Here is a 24011-nt window from a genome sequence, read left to right as displayed (position 1 = left end):
GCCGATATTCCAGTGGTTGCGCGTTGCCGGTCGGCCAACGGCGTCGCTGCTGCGCCAAACGGCACGCGCTACGCTGGCAGCATGCCGGACTCCCCTCTCTACTCCGCGGCCGCCGTAGCCGTCATCGCGCTCGCGGTGGCCGTCGTCGTCGCCGTCGGACTCAAGGTGCTGCGCTCCTTCCGCGAGCTGGGCACCGACGCCGAGCGGGCCACCTACAACACCCTCCACGCCGCGTCGAAAGCGGGACGGCACCTGCGGACGGGTTTGAACCCAGCGGGCGCCGCCAAGGCAAGCCGCCAGCTGCGGGCCCTGCTTGGCTGTGACGCGCTGGCCATTCTGGATGTATCCGGCGTACTGGCCTGGGACGGGACCGCCGAGGAGCTGCGTCCCGGTCTGATGGCGCTCGCCGCGGACGTGCTCGCCAGCGGCAGGACCCAGGTGTTCAACGCCGCCGACCTGCAGCTCCACTCCCCCAAGTCCGGATCCGTCGCCGCCGCCGTCGTGGCCCCCGTCCGGTCCGGCGCGCGCGTGGTGGGGGCTGTGGCGGCCTTCGGACCGCAGGCGGGCGCAGGGCTGGTGCGGGCCACCACCGAAGTGGCCGACTGGGTGGCCGCACAGGTGGAGCTGGCCGAGCTGGACGCCTCCCGGACGCTCCTGATGGAGGCGGAGGTGCGGGCCCTCCGCGCCCAGATCAGCCCGCACTTCATCTACAACTCGCTGAACGCCATCGCCTCCTTCATCAACACCGATCCGGCCCGGGCGCGCGAACTCGTGGTGGAGTTCGCGGACTTCACCCGGTACTCGTTCCGGCGCCACGGCGACTTCACCACGCTGGCCGAGGAGCTGCGGTGCATCGACAGGTACCTGCTGCTGGAGCGGGCCCGGTTCGGGGAACGGGTACAGGTCAGCCTGCGGATCGCCCCGGAGGTGCTGAGCACGGTGATCCCGTTTTTGAGCCTGCAGCCGCTCGTGGAGAATGCTGTCCGGCACGGCCTGGAGGCGAAGGAGGGTCCAGGCCACATCACCATCTCAGCCAACGATTCGGGCGCGTTCGCGGAGGTCACCATCGAGGACGACGGCGTGGGCATGGATCCGGTGCAGCTGCAGTCCTTGCTGGCTGGCCACGTTGACGGTGAGCACGTGGGCCTGCGGAACGTCGATGCCCGGCTCCGGCAGGTGTACGGCGACGATCACGGGCTGGTGATCGAGACGGCTCCCGGCGAGGGCACGCTCATCACCATGCGGGTCCCGAAGTCGCAGCCGGACCACGATGCCTAAATATGCTGATGCCTGACGAGTTTTGGCCGAAGCAGCGGGCCCGAAAGATAACCTAGGACCATGATTAACGTTCTCGTCGCCGACGACGAACTCCCGGCAGTTGAGGAGCTTGCCTTCCTCCTGGGCCGCGACGAGAGGATCGGCACCATCCTGCGCGCCTCCTCCGGCGCCGAGGCGCTGCGTGTCCTCGAAGCCGAGGCCGTGGACGCCGTCTTCCTGGACATTCACATGCCGGCGGTGTCCGGCCTGGACATCGCCCGGGCCATTTCCCGCAGCAGCCGGCCGCCCGCCGTCGTTTTCGTGACAGCCGACGAGGAGTGCGCGCTGGAGGCATTCGAGCTTGCGGCCGTCGACTATCTCCTGAAGCCCGTTCGGGCCAAGCGGTTGGCCCGCTCCGTGGGCCGGATCAGTGAACTGATCCGCGATGGCGGTGCCACGCCGGAGATGATTACCGTGGACCAGGGCGGCACCACCAGGATGATCCGGCGCGACGACGTCACGTACGTCCAGGCGCAGGGTGACTATGCCCGCCTCCACACCGCCGATGCCAGCTACCTGATCCGGGTTCCCCTCGCCGACCTGGAACAGCAGTGGGCGGACGCGGGCTTCATCCGCACCCACCGGTCCTATCTGGTGGCCCTCGCCCACGTCTCCCACCTCAAGCTCGCCGCGGTCCGCCCCAGCGTCTCCGTCGAGGACGCCGAACTGCCGATCAGCCGGCGGCACCTGCCGGCCGTCCGCGAGAAACTTGAGGCAACCAGGATCCGGCCGCAGGCATGACGCGCGTCAGGGTCACGGCGCCCCGGTCGGCAGCCCGCAGTTTGGCCGGCTCCTCGGCCGAGCCGCGCGAGTCCGCCGAGGAGTCGGCCGTCGGCCAGGTGTTCGTCCGCTCGCTGATCCGCTCCCAGCTCCGGCTTGCCCTGGTGGTGGCCGGCGGCTTCCTGCTGATCCTCGGCGCCTTTCCGCTGCTGCTTGCCGCCACACCGGGGCTGGCGCAAACCCGGATTGCGGGGATCCCGTTCGACTGGCTCCTGCTGGGTGCCGGGATCTACCCTGTGACCGGGATCAGCGCCTGGCTGTACATCCGCAGCGCGGCACGGAACGAAGCCCGTTACTGCGACCTCGCCGGGGAAAAGTAATGCTCCGGAAAGTGATCCTCCAGTGAATCCGGCAGTGGGCATCGCGGCGGTGGCCGCCGTTTCCGTGGCGACGGCAGTGATCGGCTTCTACGGACTGCGGATCTCCCGCACCACCGGTGACTTCTATGTCGCCTCCCGAACCGTGCCGCCTTGGTGGAACGCGTCAGCCATCGGCGGGGAATATCTCTCCGCCGCGAGTTTCCTGGGCGTGGCCGGCCTGATCCTGCTGTCCGGCACGGATGCCCTGTGGTACCCCGTGGGCTACACCGCCGGGTACCTGATGCTTCTGCTGTTTGTGGCCGCGCCGCTCCGGCGCTCCGGTGCTTACACCATCCCCGATTTCACCGAAGCCAGGCTCGATTCGCGGGCCGTGCGCCGTGTCACCAGCCTTGCTGTGGTCATGGTGGGCTGGCTTTACATCGTCCCGCAGCTGCACGGCGCTGCCCTGACCATCCGGACCACCACTGGCCTGCCGTCCTGGACCGGTTCGACCGCCGTCGTGGTGGTGGTGTGCCTAACCGTGGTGGCCGGCGGCATGCGCTCCATCACGTTCGTCCAGGCCTTCCAGTTCTGGCTGAAGCTCACGGCACTGGCCGTGCCCCTCATCTTCATTTTGCTGGTCCTGGCGGAGGATGGCGCTCCAGCCCTGGCGGCAGTGGCCGCGAACCCGGGTGGGGCGGATCCGGCCAGCCCCTACCAGAGCATCTCACTGCTCGTTGCCCTGCTGTTCGGAACGCTGGGACTGCCCCATGTCCTGGTCCGCTTCTACACCAATCCCGACGGGCAATCGGCGCGCCGGACCACGCTGATCGTGCTGGGCCTGCTGTCTGTCTTCTATCTGTTTCCGACGGCGTACGGACTGGCCGGGCGCCTGTTCGCCCCGGACCTGGCACGGGCGGGGCAGGCGGATGCCCTGGTGCTGCTGCTTCCAAGCCGCCTCGTCGGGGGCCCGGCCGGCGACCTGTTGTCCGCGCTCGTCGTGGCAGGGGCCTTCGCCGCCTTCCTGTCCACAACGTCCGGGCTCGTCGTCTCGCTGGCCGGTGTGATCAGCCAGGACGTCCTCGGCGGCAGTGTGCGCGGCTTCCGGGTGGCGGCCCTGGTCTCGATCATCGTTCCGCTGGGTCTGGCGCTCATGACGGACTCACTGGCCCTCGCCGGGAGCGTGGGCCTGGTCTTCGCCTTCACGGCGTCCACGATCTGCCCGGTCCTGCTGCTCGGCATCTGGTGGCGAGGCCTGACCGACGCCGGCGCCATCGCCGGAATGATGACCGGTGGCCTGCTGTGCGGCGGCGCCATGGCGGCGGGGACGGTGCTCGGCGTAACGGGGACGCCGCCATGGCTGGCACAGCCCGCCGCATGGACCGTGCCGGCAGCCTTCACCGTGATGGTCCTGACCTCGCGTGCCACCAGTTCCCGGGTGCCGCGGACCATCACCAGGGTGATGACCAGGCTGCACACGCCCGAGCGGCCGCTGGTTACGGACCGCTGAGCGGCCAGGCCAACGCCGAGCGGCCAGGCCAACCGAGCGGCCAGGCCGTCAGTCGATGGCGGCCATGAGCTCGACCGCACGGTCGAGGAAGGCGTCCACCTGGGTCTCCTCGTAGCCCTCCTTGCCGGCGGCAGGCCGGAAGACGGCCCGGCGCACGTTGTCAACGCTGAGGGGCTTGTCCTGTTCCAGGTAGCCGATCAGGTCCCGGCACAGGGCGTCCACATCTTTGGTGTTGTAGCTGCGTGCGTTTTTCTTGACCGGGCGACGGAACTTCTCGCCGTCGGGCCGGTGCAGGCGGCCGCGGAGTGTCCCGGAAAGCTGCCCGATCTGCCGGAGCCAGGCGTCCTCGCCCCGTTCGGCGATGAGGTCGTCCCGTTCCCGGCGGGCGAAGGCGTCTTCAAGCCGGTCAAGTGCGGCGTCCACGGCGATGGCCGAGTATCCGCCCTTGACGGGGTCAAAGGAGACGGACCGGACATCGGCGCTTTTGACGGGGTGGGTGGCAGCCTCGGGCGTCTCCAGTGACACGCGGGCCTGCTGCAGGAACTGGTCCACCTGCTTGGCGTTGTAGCCGTAGTCCGTCCGCGCCACGCGTTCGAACGACGCCGGAATCTGCCGCTTGCTGTCCACTCTCACCATGTTTCCTTCGATACTTCTTCGGCGGGTCGTAACCGCACTATTCTAGGGCGTTCCGGAGGGCCGGGTGCCGGAGGCACATGCCGGGAAGCCCCTGCTGGGAAAAACAAGTCTGGGAAACTCAGGCCCCGGAAAACAGGACGAACAGCATGAAGGCCACCGGCGACGCGAACACGATCGAGTCCAGCCGGTCCATCACCCCGCCGTGTCCTGGCAGGATGCTGCTCATGTCCTTGACGCCGAGTTCGCGTTTGACCATCGATTCGGCGAGGTCTCCGGCGGTGGCGGCCGCCACCATGCCGACCGCCAGCACGACGCCCACCCACCAGGGCTTGTTCAGCAGGAAGATGCTGGCCAGGATCCCGACGACCATGGCGCCGGCGATGGATCCGGCGAACCCTTCCCAGGACTTCTTCGGGCTGATCTTTGGCGCCATGGGGTGCTTGCCCAGCCGGGCGCCCACGAGGTAACCGAACGTGTCGTTGGAAACCACCAGGAGCAGCAGGATGACGATCTGCCACGCGCCCTCCGGCACTGTTCCGCCGGGCCACGGCCCCACCGGGGAGGCGCCGCCTTCCACGTGCAGCGGCAGCGCGGCAAAGCTGATCAGGAAGGGCACCCAGGCGAGGGTGAAAACCCCGGCGAAAATGCTGCGGGACGAACCCGTCGCGCTTTCCACCGACCGCCACAGCAGCGCCGCCACACTGCTGGCGAGCATCGCGAACAGCAGGCTTTCCAGCCCGCCGAAGTAGGCCGAGAACGGCATGGCCACCGTGCCCACCATGACCGGCACGATGGGCAGGCGCGTGCCATTCGCTTCGAGCGCGCGGAAGACCTCCCACACGCCGAAGGCGGCGAAGGCAGTGACGACGGCAACAAAGCCAAGCGGCAGGAAGAGCAGCCCGCCGAGCACCGCAAGGAGCATGGCGAGGCCCACGGCGATTGCGGCCGGCAGGTTGCGCCCGGCCCCAGGGGTGGGGTTGGGCCTTGGCTGGCGGGTCCGTGTTCGGGCCCGCGCACCGGGGGCCTGCTGTGCCTGGCCCATCAGACCTCGAGCAGCTCAGCTTCCTTGCGCTTGAGGAGCTCGTCGATTCCCTCGACGTGCTGCTTCGTGATCATGTCGAGTTCCTTTTCGCCGCGGGTGCCCTCGTCCTCGCCGGCTTCGCCGTCCTTGACAAGCCGGTCCAAAGTTTCCTTGGCCTTGCGGCGGATGTTACGGATGGACACCTTGGCGTCCTCGCCCTTGGACTTGACGATCTTGACGTATTCCTTGCGGCGTTCCTTCGTCAACTCCGGGATGGTGATGCGGATGACGTTGCCGTCGTTGGACGGGTTGGCGCCAACCTCGGAATCGCTCAGTGCCCGCTCGATGTCGCGCAGGGCGGTCTTGTCGTAGGGGGTGATGAGGATGGTGCGGGCATCGGGAACCGCGAAGGATGCCAGCTGCTGCAGCGGGGTGGGGGTCCCGTAGTACTCCACCATGACCTTGTTGTACAGGCCGGGTGTGGCGCGGCCCGTCCGGATCGAGGCGAAGTCTTCCTTGGCTACCTCAACAGCCTTGTCCATCTTGTCCCCGGCTTCGAGCAAGGTTTCTTCGATCACGGTCTCTCCTCAGAAATTCGTTCCCCGGCCAACCGGGGCATTTCACAATCCTGGTCCCGCCCAATGGGCGGAACCATCCTAGAAATATCCTAGCTGTAACTAGGGCGTGACCAGTGTTCCCAGCTTTTCTCCGCGGATGGCCCGCGTGACGTTGCCTTCGCCTTCCATGCCGAACACCACCATGGAGAGCTTGTTGTCCTTGCACATGGTCATGGCGGTCTGGTCCATGACGCGGATGTCGCGGCGCAGTGCGTCGTCGTAGCTCAGCTTTTCCAGCTTCTCAGCGCTCGGGTCCTTCTTCGGGTCGGCGGTGTACACGCCGTCCACGCCGCTCTTGGCCATGAGCACCACGTCGGCGTGCACCTCGAGTGCACGCTGGGCGGCCACGGTGTCCGTGGAGAAGTACGGCAGGCCTGCGCCCGCACCGAAGATGACCACGCGGTTCTTCTCCATGTGGCGGATGGCGCGGCGCGGAATGTAGGCCTCGGCCACCTGTCCCATGGTGATGGCGCTCTGGACCCGGGTTTCAACACCGGCCTGCTCCAGGAAGTCCTGCAGGGCGAGGCAGTTCATGACGGTTCCCAGCATGCCCATGTAGTCGGCACGCGAACGGTCCATGCCGCTCTGGGACAGCTCGGCACCCCGGAAGAAGTTACCGCCGCCAACCACGATGGCAACCTCGACGTCGGGAACGGCGGCAGCGATCTGCTTGGCTACTGCGCGGACGGTGTCCGGGTCGACGCCCAGCTTGCCGCCGCCGAAGACTTCACCGGACAGCTTCAGGAGAACCCGACGCCTGCTCTTCTCTGACTGGACGGGAGTATTGACGGCTTCCATGGTGCCTTCCGGTTGGTGAACTCTGAGCTAGGTTATCGCGCATCCGGCCAGCGCTCACATTTCTTATATGGCCGGTGCATGCAAAAGGGGCGGCCACCGAAGTGGCCACCCCCTTGCGTGTCAGACTAGGAGCCGACGCGGAAACGCGTGAAGGCGGTTCCCTTGACGCCGGCCTCTTCGAGGACCTGCGCCACAGACTTCTTGGCGTCCTTGGCGAAAGCCTGGTCAACCAGGACCTCACCCTTGTAGAAGCCGGTAACGCGGCCTTCGACGATCTTGGTCATCGCAGCTTCGGGCTTGCCCTCGGCCTTTGCGGTTTCCTCGGCGATGCGGCGCTCGGACTCGACGAGCTCGGCCGGAACGTCCTCACGGGAGAGGTAGTTCGGAGCCATAGCGGCAACGTGAACGGCAACATCGTGCGCGGCGGTGGCAGCTGCTTCGCCTTCGCCGTCAACAGCGAACAGGACGCCGACCTGGGCCGGGAGGTCCTTGGACGTCTTGTGCAGGTAAGCGTCGACCGTGGCGCCCTCGATGCGGGAGATGCGGCGGACAACGACCTTTTCGCCGAGGATAGCGCCCTCTTCGACGACAACCTCGGACAGCGGCTTGCCGTCAACATCGGTGCCGAGCAGGGTTTCGAGGTCAGCAGCGCCGGACTCGACGGCGATGGCCAGGACCTTGTCGGCCAGCTGGATGAACTTGTCAGCCTTGGCGACGAAGTCGGTTTCGCAGTTGACTTCGATCATTACGCCGACGCCGCCCGCAACCTTGGCAGCAACCAGGCCTTCAGCGGTGGAGCGGCCTTCGCGCTTGGTGGCGCCCTTGAGGCCCTTGATGCGAATGATCTCGATTGCCTTCTCGGCGTCGCCGTTGGCTTCGTCGAGAGCCTTCTTGACATCCATCATGCCGGCGCCCGTGCGCTCGCGCAGAGCCTTGATATCAGCGGCAGTGTAGTTCGCCATGTGAACCCCTCTGTCTAGAAAATTTTTGTGTGTACGGACCGACAGGACGGCAGCTCACTCGGTGAGCTGCCATCCTGTCAGTTGCCCGGGCGCTGCGGACAGCGCCCGGAAATCCCGATGAAGTTGTTACTTCGCGGAGTCGGTGCCCTCGGCAGCAGCCGGAGCTTCCTCTGCGGCCGGAGCAGCCTCGGCAGCCGGGGCTTCCTCTGCGGCCGGAGCAGCCTCGGCAGCCGGAGCTTCCTCGGCGGCCGGAGCAGCCTCGGCAGCCGGAGCTTCCTCGGTCTTGCTGCCTTCGAGGAGCTCGCGCTCCCACTCAGCCAGCGGCTCTTCCGGGGTCTCGGTGGTGCCGGTTGCGCGCTGGTTACGGGCGATCAGGCCCTCAGCAACGGCGTCAGCAACAACGCGGGTCAGGAGGTTCACGGAGCGGATGGCGTCGTCGTTGCCCGGGATCGGGAAGTCGACTTCGTCCGGATCGCAGTTGGTGTCCAGGATGGCCACAACCGGAATGTTGAGCTTCTTGGCCTCGTCAACAGCCAGGTGCTCCTTCTTGGTGTCAACAACCCACAGCACGGACGGTGCCTTGGTCAGGTTGCGGATACCGCCGAGGTTGGACTCGAGCTTGGTGAGCTCGCGGCGCAGAAGCAGCAGTTCCTTCTTGGTGTAAGCGGAGCCGGCGACGTCGTCGAAGTCGATCTCTTCGAGTTCCTTCATGCGCTGGATACGCTTGGCAACAGTCTGGAAGTTGGTGAGCATACCGCCGAGCCAACGCTGGTTGACGTACGGCTGGCCAACGCGGGTGGCCTGCTCGGCGATGGCTTCCTGAGCCTGCTTCTTGGTGCCGACGAACAGCACGGTGCCGCCGTGGGCAACGGTGGCCTTGACGAACTCGTAGGCGCGGTCGATGTAGGACAGCGACTGCTGGAGGTCAATGATGTAGATGCCGTTGCGCTCGGTGAAGATGAAGCGCTTCATCTTCGGGTTCCAACGGCGGGTCTGGTGTCCAAAGTGGACGCCGCTGTCAAGCAGCTGGCGCATGGTTACGACGGGCATGCCGACGCTCCTTCCGGCAGGTCATTCATGAGAGCGGCCGCGGCCGCTCTTACCCTGCCAATAGTTGACGGTTATTTAGCCTGGCCCGGAGGGCACAAGCTCCTGGCATCCATTGCACATCTCATCAGGACCGTTGCCGGGCCTGACCGCAAGAGGCACAATCCTCCGCACCAGCAAGCAACTGCTTACCGGTTGTGGAGGGCTGGATACGCGTAGTCAGCTGCTGCTCCCCCGCACTCCTGAATGGGGCGTGCTGACGCTAGCCACGAAATGGAATGCGTTGAGGGCACAGCAAACTGCTCCACCAAGTGTACTACAGCGGACCGCGGCAAATGCACCGGTTCTGCTGCGCCGGCCGGCGTTTTCCACATAGGCCAAAGGCCCCGTTCCGGCCGGCGGATCGGGCGCCCATGCTGGGAACATGAGAGCTTATGTGATGGCGGCGCTGCTCCTGCTCACGACGGCGGCCGCCGCACCTTCCGCTGCACCCGCGCCGTTCGCTTTACCAGCAGCTTCCCCCGCCCGGGCCACTACGCCGGCGCCATCGGGCTGGAGCTGGCCACTTGCGCCACGGCCGGCGGTTCTGCGCCCGTTCGATCTCCCGGACAAGCCGTGGCTGAGCGGGCACCGGGGCGTGGACCTTGGATCCGCGTCCGACGGCGGTCCGGTCACCGCCCCGGAGTCCGGCACCGTCAGCTTTGTGGGCGTGGTGGTGGACCGGCCCGTCATCACCATTGATCACGGCAATGGGCTGCGCAGCAGCTTCGAACCGGTGCGGAGCACGCTCAAGAAGGGCGCTTCCGTGGCCAAGGGCGCCGTGGTGGGCACCCTGCTGGCCGGCCACTGCGGCTCTTCACCTTGCGTGCACTGGGGCGTCCGCCGCGGAGAGGAGTACCTCAATCCGCTGTCCTTCATCCTGGACCTGCGGCCCTCTGTGCTGCTGCCGCTGAACTGACCTAGACGATCGCGGAGACGCCGGTGACGGCCCGGCCGGCCACCAGGGTGTTCACTTCGTGGGTGCCCTCGTAGGAGTAGATCGCCTCGGCGTCGGCGAAGATCTTCGCCATCTCGAAGTCCGTCACAATGCCGTTTCCGCCGAGGAGGCTGCGGCCGATTGCCACGCTTTCCCGCATCCGCGCGGTGGTGAAGGCCTTGGCGAGGGCCGACTGCTCATCCTTGGCCTGGCCTGCATCCTCGAGCTGGGCGAGCCGCACCATCATGCCCATGGAGCTGACTGCGTTCCCCAGGATCTGGACCAGCTGGCTCTGCACCAGCTGGAAGGAGGCCAGCGGGCGCCCGAACTGGTGCCGCTCCACGGCGTAGCGCCGGGCCACGTCGAAGGCGGCGAGCTGCTGGCCCACTGCCTGCCAGGCCACGGCGAGGCGGGTGACCTTCAGGACCTTGTTGGTATCGCGGAAGCTGTTGGCGTTGGCCAGCTTGAAGAAGTCCGGCATCACCACATTTTCAAGGGTGATGTCCGCGTTCTGCACGGTCCGCAGCGAGATCTTGTTCTCGATCTTCGTTGCATTAAACCCCGGCAGCGCCGTGTCCACGAGGAAAGCCTTGACCTGGTTGTCGGCCACATCGCGCGCATAGACCACTACCCAGTCGGAGAATGTTGCGTTGCCGATCCAGCGCTTGGCACCGTTGAGGATCCAGCGGTCGCCGTCCCGCCTTGCAGTGGTGCGCGTGCCGCCGGCGACGTCGGAACCACCCAGGGGCTCCGTCAGCCCAAAGGCCCCGATCTTGCGCAGCGAGTAGATGTCGGGCAGCCAGGCATCCTGCTGCTCCCTGGAAGCCAGGGCTTCGATGGAGCCGGTGAAAAGCCCGTCGTGCACACCCATGAAGGTGGCAATGGACGTGTCTGCGCGGGTAACCTCCGCGTGAACGATGCCGGCGAAGAGGTTGGAGTAGCCTTGGCGCCGCACCGGGCTGACGAGGTCGAGCTCGGCCAGCCTTGGAATCAGGTCCATTGGAAATTCGCCGCGGTTCCAGCAGTCCACAGCAATCGGCTTCACTTCCCGGGCCAGGAAGGAGCGGACCTCGGCCAGCCTGTCCCGCTCCTTGAGACTGAGCAGCTGTTCGAAGAAGAAGAAGTCGCCGTCGGCGTAGGGCAGGCTGTTGATGTCGGTTTCAACGGCGGACATGGCGCTCCTTCGCAGTGGCCGGCAGCCGCGGAACAACACGGCGCCGGCGGAATAGTTACTGGTCAGTAACATATCCCAGCGCAGCGGAAAAGGGAAAGAGCCCTGATCCGCGCAGACGCAGATCAGGGCCCTGAGGGTAGGGCTACTCGGACTTGAACCGAGGACCTTAGGATTATGAGTCCCGCGCTCTAACCAGCTGAGCTATAGCCCCGTGCACCGGCCCCGACTACCGGGAGGGTGCGCCCGGCCAGCGGCGGCCCGTGAGGGGCCCGTCGTCGGCTGGGCAGATTCACTCTAGCAAACCGGCGGAGGGCTTCAGACCACTTCAGACAACGCTGGCCGTCAGACGACCTGGAGCCTAGACGACCTTGTCCTCGTAGTTTGCCCCGTAGTACAGATCCTCAAACGTCTGCAGCGTCCCCTGGATGCTGTGGGGTTCCACCATGCAGCGGCTGGCGTCGCCCATGGCTTTCCGCTCCTCTGCCGGCAAGCGGAAAATGCGGGTGATTTTCGCTGAGAGGTCCGCGCTGTCATTCGGCGTGAACAGGTAGCCATTCTCGCCATCGCGCACAAGGTGCGGAAGGGCCATGGCGTCCGCCAGCAGGACCGGCGTTGATGCCGACATGGCCTCCAGCGTGACCAGCGACTGCAGTTCCGCGGTACCGGGCATGCAGAACAGGTCGGCCCGGATGTAGGCCTCACGGAGTTCGTCATCGCTGGCCAGGCCGAGGAACTTCACCCGGTTCTGTAGTCCGAGCCGTTCCACCAGGGCCTCGAGCGACGGGCGCACTTCGCCGCCGCCGACGATTTCAAGATGGACATTCAGGTCGGCAGGGGTGGCGGCGACCGCCTTGATCAGCACGTCAACGTGCTTCTCCTCAGCCAAGCGGCCCGCGAACAGCACCGTCGGGTGTTCGTGCGGCTCAATGCCTTCGTCCGGCTTGGGCTCATACGCTGCGGAGTCGATGCCGTTGGACAGCGGCAGCACCTTGCGCAGGAAGGCATGCTGGTGCATCGCCTTCGCGGCGAGCGGCGTGGGCGTCGTAACGACGTCCGCCTGGCCCATGACCTTCCCCATGTCCTTCCAGGAGATCTTCCCGATGATGTCCTTGAACCACTGCGGAAACGGCAGGAACGGGTTGAGGTTCTCCGGCATGAAGTGGTTGGTGGCGACGATGCGGATGCCGCGCTTCAGTGCCTCATACAGGACGTGCTCGCCGATCATGTAGTGGCTTTGGATGTGCACTACGTCCGGCTGGACCTTGTCGAACAGGAGGCTGATTTCCTTCTTGATCTCCCACGGGAAACAGACCCTGAAGTATTCGTGCGTGAAAACGCCGTGCGAGCGGAGTCGGTGAACAGTGGCTTCGGCGCGGAACTCCGTAAAGCTCTTGCCCTTATCCTGCCGGCAGGCCAGCACGTGGACGTCGTGTCCGCGAGCCGTCATGCCTTTGGCCAGCCGGTAGCCGAACTGGGCGGCTCCGTTAACGTGTGGCGGGTACGTGTCGGCCGCGATAAGGATGGTCAGTGGACGCTGGGCGTCGGGCATGGTCACGTAGAAAGCTCCTGGTGGTCATGGTGGTCGGCTGCGGCTGACCACACCGGCCGGTGCCGGCACGTGATGCACCGGCACATTCTTGCCTGGTCCGCAGTAAAAACCGGCTAGTGGGACGCCCTGCCCGTGGCCTTCCGAACGTCCTTCTTCCGTTTGGTGACCTCGGGATGGTGTCTTGAAAGGGCAATTACCCCCACGATAGCAAGGGTTGCCGCCGTACCCATGGCAATAGCCAAGACGGCGTGGACATCGGGGCGCAGTTCGCCAAGGATCGTGATGCCGATCGCGATGCCCACAATAGGGTCGATCACGGTGAGACCGGCAATCACCAGATCGGGCGGACCGGTGGAGTATGCGCTCTGGACGAACCAGGACCCCAGTCCCCCGGCCGCTGCGATGGCAACCACTGAATACCACGGTACGTTCAGCAGGACCAGGCCGTTCGGGTCCAGCAGGTGTTTGCCGATGATCCGGGTCAGCACGGCCACGAAGCCGAACAGGATGCCGGCACCCAGGATGTAAATAAACGCGCTCATATGGTGTTTGAACATGGCGGCGAGGCTGCCGAAGATGCCCACCGCCAGGGAAAGCAGCAGCACAACCGTTAGTTCGTCTTCAGGCGTGACAAGGTGGCTTTCCTGCGTGACGTTGACGGCCAGCAGGACGAACAGCGCCGATCCCGTCACGCACAAGGTGATTGCTACCACAGTGGCACGATTGATACTCAGGCCCTGGTCCTTGGAATTGACCACGGTGGTGACCACCAGGGCGATGGCGCCAATGGGCTGCACCACGGTGAGGGGTGCCGTGACCAGTGCTACGGAGTTCATCGCCATACCCATGCAGAGCAGGAGGAGGCCGAAGACCCACCGGGGGTTCCGCAGGAGGCGCAGGAAACCGTTGGAGCTCAGCGCAAGACCGCCGGTGTCCGCCTTGACGGCACTGCCCTGGCGCTGGGCACCGAAGGCGAGGCAAAAGGCGCCCATGACCGCAAGCAAAACCGCAACCCAGACCATCAGCCGTTCCCGCCGTCGTCGGCCGTCTGCATTTTCCCTTTGCGGCGGATCGCCCAGAAATAGTTGTAGGCAGCAATCCAGTGGCCAACGAGCCCCAGCCCCAGAACCACCCATGCCGCGACCAACCATGCTCCGGCGAACGGAATGGACAGCTTGGACAGCACCAGGAGCGGAGTTCCCAGCAGCAGCAGGCCGGTGCGGGCCTTGCCCACCAGGCTGACGGGAAGGTCGGGGTGGCTGCGGAAATAGAACAGGGACATGCCCAGCAGGACGGCATCGGGAACCACCAGCGCTGCCAGGTACCACCACTGCACGACGCCGGCTATCACCAGGGTGACCGCAACGGCAATCAGGGCCAGCCGGTCGGCGATGGGGTCCAGGACGCGCCCCAGTTTGGAGGCCTGGTTGAACCGCCTGGCGACGTAGCCGTCCACCCAGTCCGTGCTGCCCATGATGGCCAACACCAGCACGGCCAATCCGTACTCCTTCTGGGCCAGCACAAGCCAGATGAAGATCGGCACGCCCATGAAGCGCAGTACCGTAAGGAGGTTGGGGACGGTAAAGACCAGATCGCGATCGACATGCGGCCGGCCGGGACGGGAACCAGCGCCGATGAATCTCATCAGGCCTCCCTCTCCACGGCCGGCGGGCCTCTTACAGTCTTCGTTCAGGGCAAGGCTCAGCTCTTGAAGAGCTTCCGCAGCAGCGCGAGCAGGACGGCGGTTGAGGCTGCGAGGGCAAGCAGCGGCTTCCAGCGTGCCCCCAACTGGCCGGGCAGCGAGGCCTCCGAAGCCCCGGAGCGGGCCGATGCCGACAGGGCGCCGAAGCGTTCTGCGGCACGTTCGCGCGCCTCCTGGAACTTCTCGTTGCCCTCCGCGGCGCGGTGCTTTGCGACGCCGAGCAGGGCCTGGGCCTGGGTCTTCACGTCCAGTTCCTCGCCAAGCTCGTCCCGCACGCCGGTCAGGTGTTCACGGCGCTGCTTCAGCCGGCGGCGGAGTTCAGGCTCGGTGGCCACAGGAATGTCCACTGCTTCAGCCGCCTTCGTAGCTTCTTTATCAGCCTTGGCCCGGGCCTTCTCGGCAGCCTTTGCTTCGGCCGCGGCCTTGGCCTGGGGCGATTTGGGATCAAGCACGGCGGCGTCGAAGTCCGAGCCCTCCTTGGCAATGCCCAGATCATGCTTGAGGCCGCGGACCGTGTCCTCCGGAATCAGCGGCATGGCGCGCTTGAACTTCCGGAGGCCGATGAGCCCGCCTATGAGTGCAATGAGCAGGAATACCGCGCTGACCAGCAGCGCAGCCAGCCAGGCCGGCATGATGGTGGCCAGGCCCATGATGGCTGCCACGATCAGGCCGGTGACCAGCAGTGCCAGGAAAAAGCCGGCCACGCCGAAGAAGGCTCCGGCGACGCCAAGCTGCTTGCCTTTGCGCTTCGCTTCGATCTTGGCCAGGGCGATCTCATCATTGAGCTGGCGCGGCGCAAGTTTGAGGGCCAGTTTCACTGTCTTTGGCAGCGCAGTGATACGCAGTCCTTGGTTGGTCCGCCCGCTGTGACGCCCGCTCATAGGTTCCGCCTTACTGGTTCCGTCGTCGATTTTTTTCGCTGCTGCGGGGGATCCCGGTGCGTCCGCGCGCCCCCGCTGACAAAACTATCATTCAGGGTCAGCCTGAACTTCTGGAATTAGCCACGGCGAGCCCTCCAACGCTGTAAAAGTCTGATCTGTCAGCCCTAGGATGGTTCTCTGTGACCACCACCAACCCGGGCGATGCGCTCAGCCGCCGGCAGAAATTCCTATACATCCTTCTACTCGGCGCCCTCACCGCCCTCGGGCCCTTCACCGTGGACCTCTACCTGCCCGCCTTCCCTGCCCTGGAAGCGAGCCTCAACGTCACGGAAGCTGCCGTCCAGCTGACACTGACCGGCACCACTGTCGGCTTTGCCCTGGGGCAGCTGGTGGTGGGACCTTTCAGCGACAAGTTCGGGCGCAGGCTCCCGCTGATCCTGGCCACGGCCCTGCACATCGCTGCCTCGTTCGGCGCGGCGCTCTCCACCGACATCGCGACCCTGGGCGTGTTCCGCGTCCTCATGGGTATCGGCGCGGCCGGCGGCGGCGTGGTGGCGATGGCCATGGTCCGCGACCTGTTCAGCGGGTACGCCATGGTCCGGATGTTCTCCCGGATGGCGCTGGTCAACGGGCTCGCGCCCATCCTGGCGCCCGTCATTGGATCCCAGCTGCTCCTGGTCATGCCGTGGCCGGGCATCTTCGTGTTCCTGGCCTGCTACGGCACCGCCGTGATCCTCGCCGCCGTCGTGCTGGTCCGGGAGACACTGCCGCGGGAGAAACGGGGCCAGTCCGGCCTGACGGCCCGGCAGCGGTACGGTGTGCTCTTCTCCGACCGGATCTTCGTGGGGCTGCTGATGCTGGGCGGGATGAACTTCGGTGGCCTGTTTACCTACCTCTCGGCGTCCCCTTTCCTGTTCCAGGACATCTTCGGGTTCTCCCCCCAGCAGTACGGCCTCCTCTTCGGCATCAACTCACTGGGCATCGTCGCGGGCGTGCAGACAAGCTCCCGGCTGATAAGGCGCGTCCCGCCGCAGTGGATCCTGGCCTGCTCCACCGCCTGGATGTTCCTGATGGCCGTGCTGATCGTCGTGTTCGACCAGCTGGGGTTCGGTCTCTGGGGCGTCATGGTCCCGCTGTGGTTCTACATCCTGGGCACCGGCTTCACCTTTCCCTGCGTGCAGGTCCTGGCCCTGGCCAGCCACGGAGCGCAGGCCGGCACGGCAGCGTCCCTGCTCGGGGCGTCCACGTTCCTGATGGCGGGCATCATCTCCCCCGTCGTGGGGTGGCTGGGAGGTAATTCCGCCACTCCCATGGGCGCGGTCCAGGCCTGCTGCATCTTCCTAGCGGCAGCCGCCCTGTGGCTTGTGGTCCGGCCCCGGACAGTGCCCTCCATCCACTCAGTTTCACGCCGGGTAGGCTGGCACCATGACCCGCAAACCCCACCGCAACGGCCGAGGACTGTTCCTCGGAGCCATCCTCGGCGCCGTGGCCGGCTTCTTCGCCGGCAGGATGATGGGCAACGCGGCGCTGGGCATCCTGGTGGGCGCCGTCGTCGGTTCTGCTCTGCTGTACCGCGTAAATCCGGGACCGTGGAACCGGCCCTGACCCGCCGCTTCCCCTAAGCCGCGCCGTACCTCCAGGCCGGGGCGATCGACGCCGGGCCATCTGTTCGCTGGGGTACCTGCGCGATAAAGTTGTTACGTGCCCCACTGGCAGGATCACCCCCCGCTTCCGGCCACGTGGCAGCGGTGCGACTCCGGCATTCTGCCGTTGTGGTGGGACCGGCTGTGCACACAGACCAGTGCGCAGTCGGCGGCGCTCTATGCGGCGGGACTTTTCACCGAGGACCGGCGCCGGCCCATAGCCCAGTGGTTCAACCCGGCTTTCAATGCTGCCCTGCTGGTGGCCCCCGAAACCTCTCCCGAATGGCCCGTCCAGCGGTTCGGCATCTTCTATGCCCCGCCCAACGGCGGCTTCACGCGCGTGCACTCCTCGCCCCACGAATGGCACCCCCGCGAGCCGCGGAAGTCCCCCACGGAGCGGGAAGCGTTTGAAGCCGCCATAGCCGAGGCAGAGCGCTTCCTCCAGGTGGAGATGGATTTCGTGTGACGCCGCTTCGTCTGATACCGAAGCTGACACCGCGAAGTCTGGCACCGCACTGACGACACAAAAAAGTCCCGCGGCCGGCTCTGGGGCCAACCGCGGGACTGTGCGCTCCTCCTGCTGGACTTGAACCAGCAACCCTTCGATTAACAGTCGAATGCTCTGCCAATTGAGCTAAGGAGGAATGAAGCAGGTATGACATTAGCAAAGGTTCTGCCGCAAAGGGAAATCGGCGCCAGCACTGGCACAAATACCCCTCCGGGGTATAAAAAGGTCCCCGTTCCGGAACCCGGAACGGGGACTGTACGCTCCTCCTGCTGGACTTGAACCAGCAACCCTTCGATTAACAGTCGAATGCTCTGCCAATTGAGCTAAGGAGGAATGAAGCGGGTACTAGCCTAGCAAATACCCGGCCCGGAAACGAAATCGGCGTTTTTGCTGTCCCGGCGACCCGGCCCTGGCGGCCCGGCCTGGAGGCGCTGGCAGGCGCAACCTAGGCATCGGAGCGCAGCGACCGGCGCTCCATTTCGAGCATCATGAGTTCCCGGTTCAGCTGCTGGAACTCCTCGGGATGGGCGCCGGCATCGAGCCGTTGCAACTGCCCCAGCTTGTCTGCCTTCACCCGGGTGATCTGCAGCTCGAACAGCCTGGCGAGGATGTCCCGGCAGTACTTCTGCACTGCTTCAGCGGTGTTCGCAGGCAGCGGAACCACGGCGAGCTCCGAAACCAGTGGCTGCAGCGGCTCGGGAACCTCCTGGCGCAACGCTTCCACCCACTGCACGGCATCGCCGGAGAAGCCTGGAGCCGTGGCGCGGATGGCGTCGTGGATGGCCTGGTAGGCGGGCGTGGCGAACCGGGCTGTCGCGAACCGCTCCCAGGCCGCACCACCCAGCATTGCCGGTTCCTGCAGCGCCACCTCGAGGGCCTGCCGCTCCATGGACGCCACCGGGTCGCGGGGGTCGGGACGGTGGAAGGATGGAAGGACGCCCGACGGCGGGAGCGCCGCTACGCCGGGCACGTTGTTGCCGTTCCCCGGGGCTGAGTTGAATCCGGCACTGTTGGATCGGCCGGCCCCGCTGGCTTGCGGTCCGCCCGCCGGTGCGCCGGGAGCGTGCGGCCCAGGCGCCTGGGCACCGGGTGCTGCCCCGCGCTTCGCGGCCGCCCCCACAGCCCTTGTGACGTCCTCGATGGGCATTCCCAGCCACCCGGCCAGTTCCCGGGCGTAGCCAGGCCGGAGCCCGGCGTCGCGGATCTGGGCCACCACGGGGGCGGACTCTCGCAGCGCGGCGACCCGTCCCTCTACGGTGTCCAGGTTGTGCCGCCGCAAGGTGGCGCGGATGGCGAATTCGAAGAGCGGCCGCCGGGAGGCGATAAGGTCGCGGACGGCGGCGTCACCTCGCATCTGGCGGAGGTCGCAGGGGTCGGCACCGGTGGGTTCGACGGCCACGTAGGTCTGGGCCACGAAGCGCTGGTCCTCTTCAAAGGCCCGCAGGGCCGCCTTCTGGCCGGCGGCATCGCCGTCGAAGGTGAAGATGACCTCTCCCCCGGTGCCGTCGTCGGAGAGCAGGCGGCGGGCAATCTTGATGTGGTTGGCGGCGAACGCCGTACCGCAGGTGGCAACCGCCGTCGGAATTCCGGCAAGGTGGCAGGCCATGACGTCCGTGTAGCCCTCCACCACCACCAGCTGCCGGTCCTTGGCGATGTTCCGCTTGGCAAGGTCAATCCCGTACAGCACCTGGGACTTCTTGTAGAGCGTGGTTTCCGGGGTGTTGAGGTACTTGGGGCCCTGGTCGTCCTCGTAGAGCTTGCGGGCGCCGAAGCCGATGGTGTCGCCGGCGATGTCCCGGATGGGCCAGATCAGGCGGCCCCGGAAGCGGTCGTAGATGCCCCGGTTGCCTTCGGAGAACATCCCGGTGAGCTTCAGTTCCGGATCGGTGAAGCCCCGGCCGCGCAGGTGTTTAAGCAGCGCGTCCCAGCCTTGGGGTGCGTAGCCGACGCCGAAGTGGTCGGCTGCTGCCCGGTCGAAGCCCCGCTGCTGCAGGAACTTCCGGCCCTCGGCGGCACCGGCTGTCAGCAGCTGGGCGCGGAAGAACTCGTCAGCGATCTTGTGGGCGTCGAGGAGCCGCTGGCGCTTGCCGACTTCCTCGCGACTGGGACCGGTGCCGCCGTCCTCGTAGCGGAGCTCGTACCCGATCCGCGCGGCCAGCTTCTCCACGGCCTCATGGAAGGAGGTGTGGTCCAGCTTCTGCACGAAGGAGATGACATCGCCGTCCTCGCCGCAGCCGAAGCAGTGGTAACGGCCTACCTGCGGGCGGACGGTGAACGACGGCGAGCGCTCGTCGTGGAAGGGGCACAGGCCTTTGTAGGAGCCGAGGCCGGCGCCCTTGAGCGTGACGTAGCCGTCGACGACTTCCTTGATGTCCGTGCGCTGGCGGACTTCATCGATGTCTTCCCGTTTAATCAGCCCAGCCACGAAGCAATCCTAGTCTCTGGCGCACTGCCTCGGGCAGCGCTTCCGGGCCTTATGTGGACTGGTGCGTCCAATCTCACCACAGGGACGGCAGGCTGCCCACGAGCCGTTCGTACATAGCCAGCGCGGAGCCGTCCGTCAGCGATGCCACCTGGTCGATGACCACCCGGAGCCGGGCGGCGTCGTCGGCTGCTTCGCGCCAGTCCGCAGCGAACATGGGCTCAAGGTGCCGGTCACCGGAGGCCTTAAGCGCCGTCACCAGGGCGTGGAGCACCTCGCGCTGGCGCTCGTAGATGGGCTGCCGGTGGTCCGTGGTCATCACGAACGTGGTGGCCAGGCCCTTCATCACCGCGATCTCCAGGACGGTCTCGTCCGGGACCATGAGCTCGGCGTTGTAGCGGGTCAGGTTCGCCGGGCCATAGACGGCACGGGTGGTTTCCAACGCGCTCTGGCAGAACCTGCCGATGAGCTGGCTGGTCATGTCCTTCAGCGCCGCCATCGACTTGCGGCTGCCGTCCGCCTCGCGCACCCAGACATCGGTGGCTTCCAGCCGGGCGAGGGCCGCATCGATGGCGGCAGGATCGTTGTGCGGCAGGTACCACTGCTTGGCGTAGCCCACTACGCGCGCCCTGTGGTCCGGGTTGTCCATCCACCGCAGCTGGAAGTGCCCGGCCACGATCGCGTCCTCAACGTCGTGCACGGAGTACGAGATGTCGTCTGCCAGGTCCATGACCTGCGCTTCGAGGCAGGACCTCCGTTCCGGGGCGCCTTCCCGGATCCAGTTGAAGATGGGCAGGTCGTCCTCATACGCGCCGAACTTGCTGGTCCGCTGGCCGTGGATCACGGGGGCGTCCAGGGCGGACCACGGGTACTTCGCGGCCGCGTCAAGGCTGGCCCGGGTGAGGTTCAGGCCGGCTGGCCTGCCTTCCGGGTCGAGCACCTTCGGTTCCAGACGGGTGAGCAGCCGCAGGGTCTGGGCGTTGCCCTCGAACCCGCCGATCGCGTGGGCCATCTCATTGAGTGCCGATTCACCGTTGTGCCCGAACGGCGGGTGGCCGAGGTCATGGCTGAGGCAGGCGGTGTCCACCACATCGGGGTCGCAACCGAGGGCGCGGCCCAGTTCCCGGCCCACCTGCGCCACTTCGAGGCTGTGCGTCAGCCGGGTGCGGACAAAGTCGTCGGTGTCCGGGGCCACCACCTGCGTCTTAGCGCCGAGCCTGCGCAGCGCCGAGGAGTGCAGCACACGAGCGCGGTCGCGCTCGAAGTCGGAGCGGTACGTGCTCTTGGGCGGCTCCTCCACCCACCGGGCGGTATCGCGGGCTTCATAGCCCGGCAGCGCCTGCGGGGTGGTGCGGGCTTCCGCCAACCGGCTTTCAGCCACCGGACACATCCAGTTCCGCCGCGGCGATGTCCCGCGACTGGTCCTCGTTCAGCTGGCGGCTGAGCAGCCAGTCCTTGGGCAGGGCCGGTTTCTTGGGTGAACCCGCCCGCCCCCGGGGCCCTTCGGAATCGACGCCGGGATACGGCAGGTCCGTGTCCAGCTGGTCCAGCAGTTCGCGGAGCACTTCGAGCGTGGGCACGGTGGCCAGTTTCGTCCGCAGTTCGCTGCCCACCACGTAGCCCTTGAAGTACCAGGCCATGTGCTTGCGGATCTCCCGCAGCGCCTTGTATTCGTCGTTGCCAAAGGTTTCGACCATGAGTTCGGCATGCCGGTAGACGCCCTCGGCCACCTCGCGCAGGCCGGGACGGTGCCGCTGGTCGCTGCCTTCGAACGCTGCCTGCAGGTCGCCGAACAGCCAGGGCCGCCCCTGGCACCCGCGGCCGATAACTACGCCGTCGACTCCGGTTTCGCGGACCATGCGGACGGCATCCTCGGCAGACCAGATGTCGCCGTTGCCCAGCACCGGAATGTCCGGAAGGGTCTCGCGCAGGCGGGCGATGGCGGACCAGTCCGCCTGGCCGGAGTAGAACTGCGCCGCCGTGCGGCCGTGCAGGGCGACGGCGGAAACCCCGGAATCGCGCGCGATCCGGCCGGCGTCGAGGTAGGTCAGGTGGTCATCGTCGATGCCCTTGCGCATCTTGATGGTGAGCGGGATGCCGCCCTTGGACGCCTCCTTCACTGCGGTCTGCACGATGGCCGTGAAGAGGTCAATCTTCCAGGGCAGGGCCGAACCGCCGCCGCGCCGGGTGACCTTGGGCACGGGGCAGCCGAAGTTGAGGTCGATGTGGTCCGCCCGGTCCTCCTCCACCAGCATGCGGACGGCAGCACCCACGGTCACCGGGTCCACGCCGTAGAGCTGGACGGACCGGACTTTCTCGTCGTCGTCGTGGGAGATGATGCGCAGCGATTCAGGCGTGCGCTCCACAAGTGCGCGGGAGGTGACCATCTCCGCCACGTACAGGCCGCCGCCGTATTCACGGCAGAGCCTGCGGAAGGCGGTGTTGGTGATTCCGGCCATGGGGGCGAGCACCACCGGGGTGTGCACGGTGATGGGGCCGAGTTTCAGCGGCGGAAGTTCCAGCCGGGGGGCGGGAGGCGTTGCTACAACAGTCACCCGTCCATTGTCTCAAAGTCGGGCAAATCGGGCAGAATTCCGGGTGGGATGCCGACGCCGGCACTCAGTCCCGCGATATTTAATCCCTCTGCGCGTGATCCCGCTCTGCCCAATCCCGCTGTACTCATTCACGCGGCGCGGCACGCCGTCCCCGCCGGGTCGCCGGCGGCGCGTCGGCTTCGGCACGTTCCCGGCCAGCCACCGCCGCGGCCGCCGCGAGCGCGCCGGTGTCGTCGACGTCGTCGGCCGTTATGGCGGCCTGGCCGCCCGGGTGGGAACCAGCGTCCGACGGGCGGGGCAGTTCAGCCGACCGGACGCCGGTGGCCTTGACCACGAGCACGGCGATCAGCGTGGTGACCGGAATCGCCAGGACCAGGCCGATGGAGCCGACCAGCGTGCGGATGACCTCCTCGGACAGTTCGGCGCTGGTCAGCGCCTCCCCCAGCGGACGGTTGTAGAGCATCACGATGATGAGGATGGGCAGGGCAGCGCCCGCGTAGGCGAACGCAATGGTGTAGACGGTGGAGGCGATGTGGTCGCGGCCGATCCGCATGGCCGAAGAGAACAGCTTCCGCGCACTCGTGTTGGGAGCGAGTTCATACAGTTCCCACACCGCGGAGGACTGGGTGATGGTGACGTCGTTCAGCACGCCGAGCCCGGAGATGATGAGGCCGCACAGGATGATGCCGGAGATGGAGATGCTGCCCGAAATGTTCGTCAGCGTGGCGGCGTCGTGGCTTCCCACGCCCGCGAGATTCGCCGCGTCAGTGGCCCAGGCCGCGAGCAATGCGGTGATGCCCAGCCCGAAAATGGTGCCGAGCAGCGCCGTCGAGGTCCGCGCCGAGAATCCGTGCGCGAAGTACAACACCCCGATCATGATCACCGTCGAGCCGACCAGGGCCAGCAGGAGCGGCGGCTTGCCCTCCACGAGGCCCGGGAGCATGAAGCTGCCCAGCACAAAGTAGGCGCCGACGAGGCCAATCAGGGCGCGCAGCCCGCGCCAGCGCGCCACAGCCACCACCACGACGGCGTAGAGGATGGCCAGCAGGATGATCGGCATGGTGCGGACAAAGTCCACAAAGATGTACGACGGCGACCCCTGGGCCGCCGGAGCATCGGCGCCGGTGGCAGCCGCCTGGGCGTGGGACAGGTTCAGGTAGCGGATGTTGTCGCCCACTTTGACGCCGTGCGACTTGGCGATGTCCGGGTTGATCACCACCTTGACCGGGTTGCCGCCCTTGTCCGGCTCGGTGAACGCGAAGGTGCACTGCGAGCCGCCGTCTGTGTTGCCCTGGGCCGTGCCGTCTTGGCCCGTCGTGTCTCCGCCTGGGCTCTCTCCGGCTGACGACGCCTGCGTGCAGCTCTCGGTGACGACGCGCTGGATCCGCCCGGTGTCGAAAGTGACGCCCGGAGCTGCGGCATACGGGTTAGCCAGGGTCAGGCCTTCCTTGCTGCCCGAGGGCCAGAGAGCCGCCATGGCCGCAAGGGTCAGCAGGGTCAGCGGGATTAGCACCGCAGCCAGAATCCTGTTTGCTTTCCTGCGGGCGGCCATCGCTTCAGCGGTTGGCTCCGAATGCCCTGTGTGACCGTGGGAGTGACCTGCACCCATCAGCA

The 24011-nt window shown here is 66.4% G+C and carries 22 protein-coding genes and 3 tRNA genes; 7 read left to right on the top strand and 18 right to left on the bottom strand.

Going from position 1 to position 24011, the window contains the following annotated elements; genetic code table 11:
* The first annotated feature begins 81 nt into the window (after positions 1-81).
* The 4 genes from QFZ33_RS08675 to QFZ33_RS08660 are packed head-to-tail and all read left to right on the top strand — an operon-like array spanning position 82 to position 3906.
* Complete coding sequence (locus QFZ33_RS08675) at positions 82-1278, top strand: sensor histidine kinase (protein WP_307026617.1); 1197 nt, start codon at positions 82-84, stop codon at positions 1276-1278.
* Between the two features lie 60 nt (positions 1279-1338).
* Positions 1339-2058 (top strand): LytR/AlgR family response regulator transcription factor, encoded by a 720-nt coding sequence (locus QFZ33_RS08670; RefSeq protein WP_307026615.1) that lies wholly within the window; start codon positions 1339-1341, stop codon positions 2056-2058.
* Entirely contained in the window at positions 2055-2417 is a 363-nt protein-coding gene (locus QFZ33_RS08665; RefSeq protein WP_307026613.1) for a hypothetical protein, read from the top strand. The genes QFZ33_RS08670 and QFZ33_RS08665 overlap by 4 nt, the downstream gene beginning before the upstream one ends.
* A 22-nt stretch (positions 2418-2439) precedes the next feature.
* On the top strand, positions 2440-3906 hold the full coding sequence (locus QFZ33_RS08660) for a sodium/solute symporter (RefSeq protein ID WP_307026611.1): 1467 nt from the start codon (positions 2440-2442) through the stop codon (positions 3904-3906).
* 48 nt (positions 3907-3954) lie between these two features.
* Here the strand turns inward: QFZ33_RS08660 and QFZ33_RS08655 are convergent, their stop codons facing one another.
* The 6 genes from QFZ33_RS08655 to rpsB all read right to left on the bottom strand — a co-directional run bounded on the left by QFZ33_RS08655 (position 3955) and on the right by rpsB (position 8990).
* The gene (locus QFZ33_RS08655) at positions 3955-4542 is read right to left on the bottom strand and encodes a DivIVA domain-containing protein (protein ID WP_373427246.1); all 588 of its coding nucleotides are present in this window, start codon (positions 4540-4542) and stop codon (positions 3955-3957) included.
* 118 nt (positions 4543-4660) lie between these two features.
* The gene (locus tag QFZ33_RS08650; RefSeq protein WP_307026609.1) at positions 4661-5584 is read right to left on the bottom strand and encodes a phosphatidate cytidylyltransferase; all 924 of its coding nucleotides are present in this window, start codon (positions 5582-5584) and stop codon (positions 4661-4663) included.
* Entirely contained in the window at positions 5584-6141 is a 558-nt protein-coding gene (gene frr, locus QFZ33_RS08645; protein ID WP_307026607.1) for a ribosome recycling factor, read from the bottom strand. Before frr ends, QFZ33_RS08650 begins: the two co-directional genes overlap by 1 nt.
* Positions 6142-6240: 99 nt before the next feature.
* Entirely contained in the window at positions 6241-6978 is a 738-nt protein-coding gene (gene pyrH, locus QFZ33_RS08640) for a UMP kinase (RefSeq protein ID WP_190606905.1), read from the bottom strand.
* Positions 6979-7103: 125 nt separating this feature from the next.
* Entirely contained in the window at positions 7104-7940 is an 837-nt protein-coding gene (gene tsf, locus QFZ33_RS08635; RefSeq protein ID WP_307026604.1) for a translation elongation factor Ts, read from the bottom strand.
* A 126-nt stretch (positions 7941-8066) separates the two neighbouring features.
* Positions 8067-8990, bottom strand: coding sequence for a 30S ribosomal protein S2 (gene rpsB / locus QFZ33_RS08630; RefSeq protein WP_214850571.1), 924 nt, complete (start codon positions 8988-8990; stop codon positions 8067-8069).
* Positions 8991-9411: 421 nt separating this feature from the next.
* Between rpsB and QFZ33_RS08625 the strand changes: the two genes are divergently transcribed.
* Positions 9412-9945: a M23 family metallopeptidase gene (locus QFZ33_RS08625; protein WP_307026601.1), complete on the top strand. Its 534-nt coding sequence runs from the start codon at positions 9412-9414 to the stop codon at positions 9943-9945.
* A gap of 1 nt (position 9946) precedes the next feature.
* On the opposite strand, the gene QFZ33_RS08620 is transcribed toward QFZ33_RS08625, so the two are convergent.
* The 6 genes from QFZ33_RS08620 to QFZ33_RS08595 all read right to left on the bottom strand — a co-directional run bounded on the left by QFZ33_RS08620 (position 9947) and on the right by QFZ33_RS08595 (position 15269).
* Positions 9947-11137 carry an acyl-CoA dehydrogenase family protein gene (locus tag QFZ33_RS08620; protein WP_307026600.1) on the bottom strand — a complete coding sequence of 397 codons (1191 nt, stop codon included), beginning with the start codon at positions 11135-11137 and terminating at the stop codon, positions 9947-9949.
* A 137-nt stretch (positions 11138-11274) separates the two neighbouring features.
* Positions 11275-11348: transfer RNA gene (locus tag QFZ33_RS08615), tRNA-Ile, on the bottom strand.
* Positions 11349-11495: 147 nt separating this feature from the next.
* The gene (locus QFZ33_RS08610; RefSeq protein ID WP_307026598.1) at positions 11496-12692 is read right to left on the bottom strand and encodes a glycosyltransferase; all 1197 of its coding nucleotides are present in this window, start codon (positions 12690-12692) and stop codon (positions 11496-11498) included.
* 107 nt (positions 12693-12799) lie between these two features.
* On the bottom strand, positions 12800-13708 hold the full coding sequence (locus QFZ33_RS08605) for a DMT family transporter (RefSeq protein ID WP_307026596.1): 909 nt from the start codon (positions 13706-13708) through the stop codon (positions 12800-12802).
* Positions 13708-14331, bottom strand: a complete 624-nt coding sequence (locus tag QFZ33_RS08600) for a CDP-alcohol phosphatidyltransferase family protein (RefSeq protein ID WP_102970805.1) — start codon at positions 14329-14331, stop codon at positions 13708-13710. The genes QFZ33_RS08605 and QFZ33_RS08600 overlap by 1 nt, the downstream gene beginning before the upstream one ends.
* Positions 14332-14387: 56 nt before the next feature.
* Positions 14388-15269, bottom strand: coding sequence for a phage holin family protein (locus tag QFZ33_RS08595; protein WP_307026593.1), 882 nt, complete (start codon positions 15267-15269; stop codon positions 14388-14390).
* A 179-nt stretch (positions 15270-15448) separates the two neighbouring features.
* Here QFZ33_RS08595 and QFZ33_RS08590 point away from each other — a divergent pair, with 179 nt between their 5' ends.
* Together QFZ33_RS08590 and QFZ33_RS08580 are read left to right on the top strand one after the other, a co-directional pair.
* On the top strand, positions 15449-16891 hold the full coding sequence (locus QFZ33_RS08590; protein WP_373427245.1) for a multidrug effflux MFS transporter: 1443 nt from the start codon (positions 15449-15451) through the stop codon (positions 16889-16891).
* A gap of 79 nt (positions 16892-16970) precedes the next feature.
* Entirely contained in the window at positions 16971-17378 is a 408-nt protein-coding gene (locus QFZ33_RS08580; protein ID WP_307026591.1) for a hypothetical protein, read from the top strand.
* 105 nt (positions 17379-17483) lie between these two features.
* Here the strand turns inward: QFZ33_RS08580 and QFZ33_RS08575 are convergent.
* From QFZ33_RS08575 to QFZ33_RS08550, 6 genes are all read right to left on the bottom strand, one after another.
* Positions 17484-17556: transfer RNA gene (locus QFZ33_RS08575), tRNA-Asn, on the bottom strand.
* Between the two features lie 124 nt (positions 17557-17680).
* A tRNA-Asn gene (locus QFZ33_RS08570) sits at positions 17681-17753 on the bottom strand.
* Positions 17754-17865: 112 nt separating this feature from the next.
* Positions 17866-19845, bottom strand: a complete 1980-nt coding sequence (gene dnaG, locus QFZ33_RS08565) for a DNA primase (protein ID WP_307026589.1) — start codon at positions 19843-19845, stop codon at positions 17866-17868.
* Positions 19846-19918: 73 nt separating this feature from the next.
* Positions 19919-21232 (bottom strand): deoxyguanosinetriphosphate triphosphohydrolase, encoded by a 1314-nt coding sequence (locus QFZ33_RS08560; protein ID WP_307026587.1) that lies wholly within the window; start codon positions 21230-21232, stop codon positions 19919-19921.
* Positions 21216-22397, bottom strand: coding sequence for a tRNA dihydrouridine synthase DusB (dusB, locus tag QFZ33_RS08555; RefSeq protein ID WP_307026585.1), 1182 nt, complete (start codon positions 22395-22397; stop codon positions 21216-21218). The genes QFZ33_RS08560 and dusB overlap by 17 nt, the downstream gene beginning before the upstream one ends.
* 124 nt (positions 22398-22521) lie before the next feature.
* Positions 22522-24006: a YibE/F family protein gene (locus QFZ33_RS08550; RefSeq protein ID WP_307026583.1), complete on the bottom strand. Its 1485-nt coding sequence runs from the start codon at positions 24004-24006 to the stop codon at positions 22522-22524.
* Between the last annotated feature and the right edge of the window lie 5 nt (positions 24007-24011).

The sequence above is a fragment of the Arthrobacter globiformis genome (assembly GCF_030815865.1).
Lineage (GTDB): Bacteria > Actinomycetota > Actinomycetes > Actinomycetales > Micrococcaceae > Arthrobacter > Arthrobacter globiformis_B.
The sequence above is the reverse complement of the archived record's forward strand: the minus strand, read 5'-3'. Positions and strand labels throughout refer to the sequence as shown.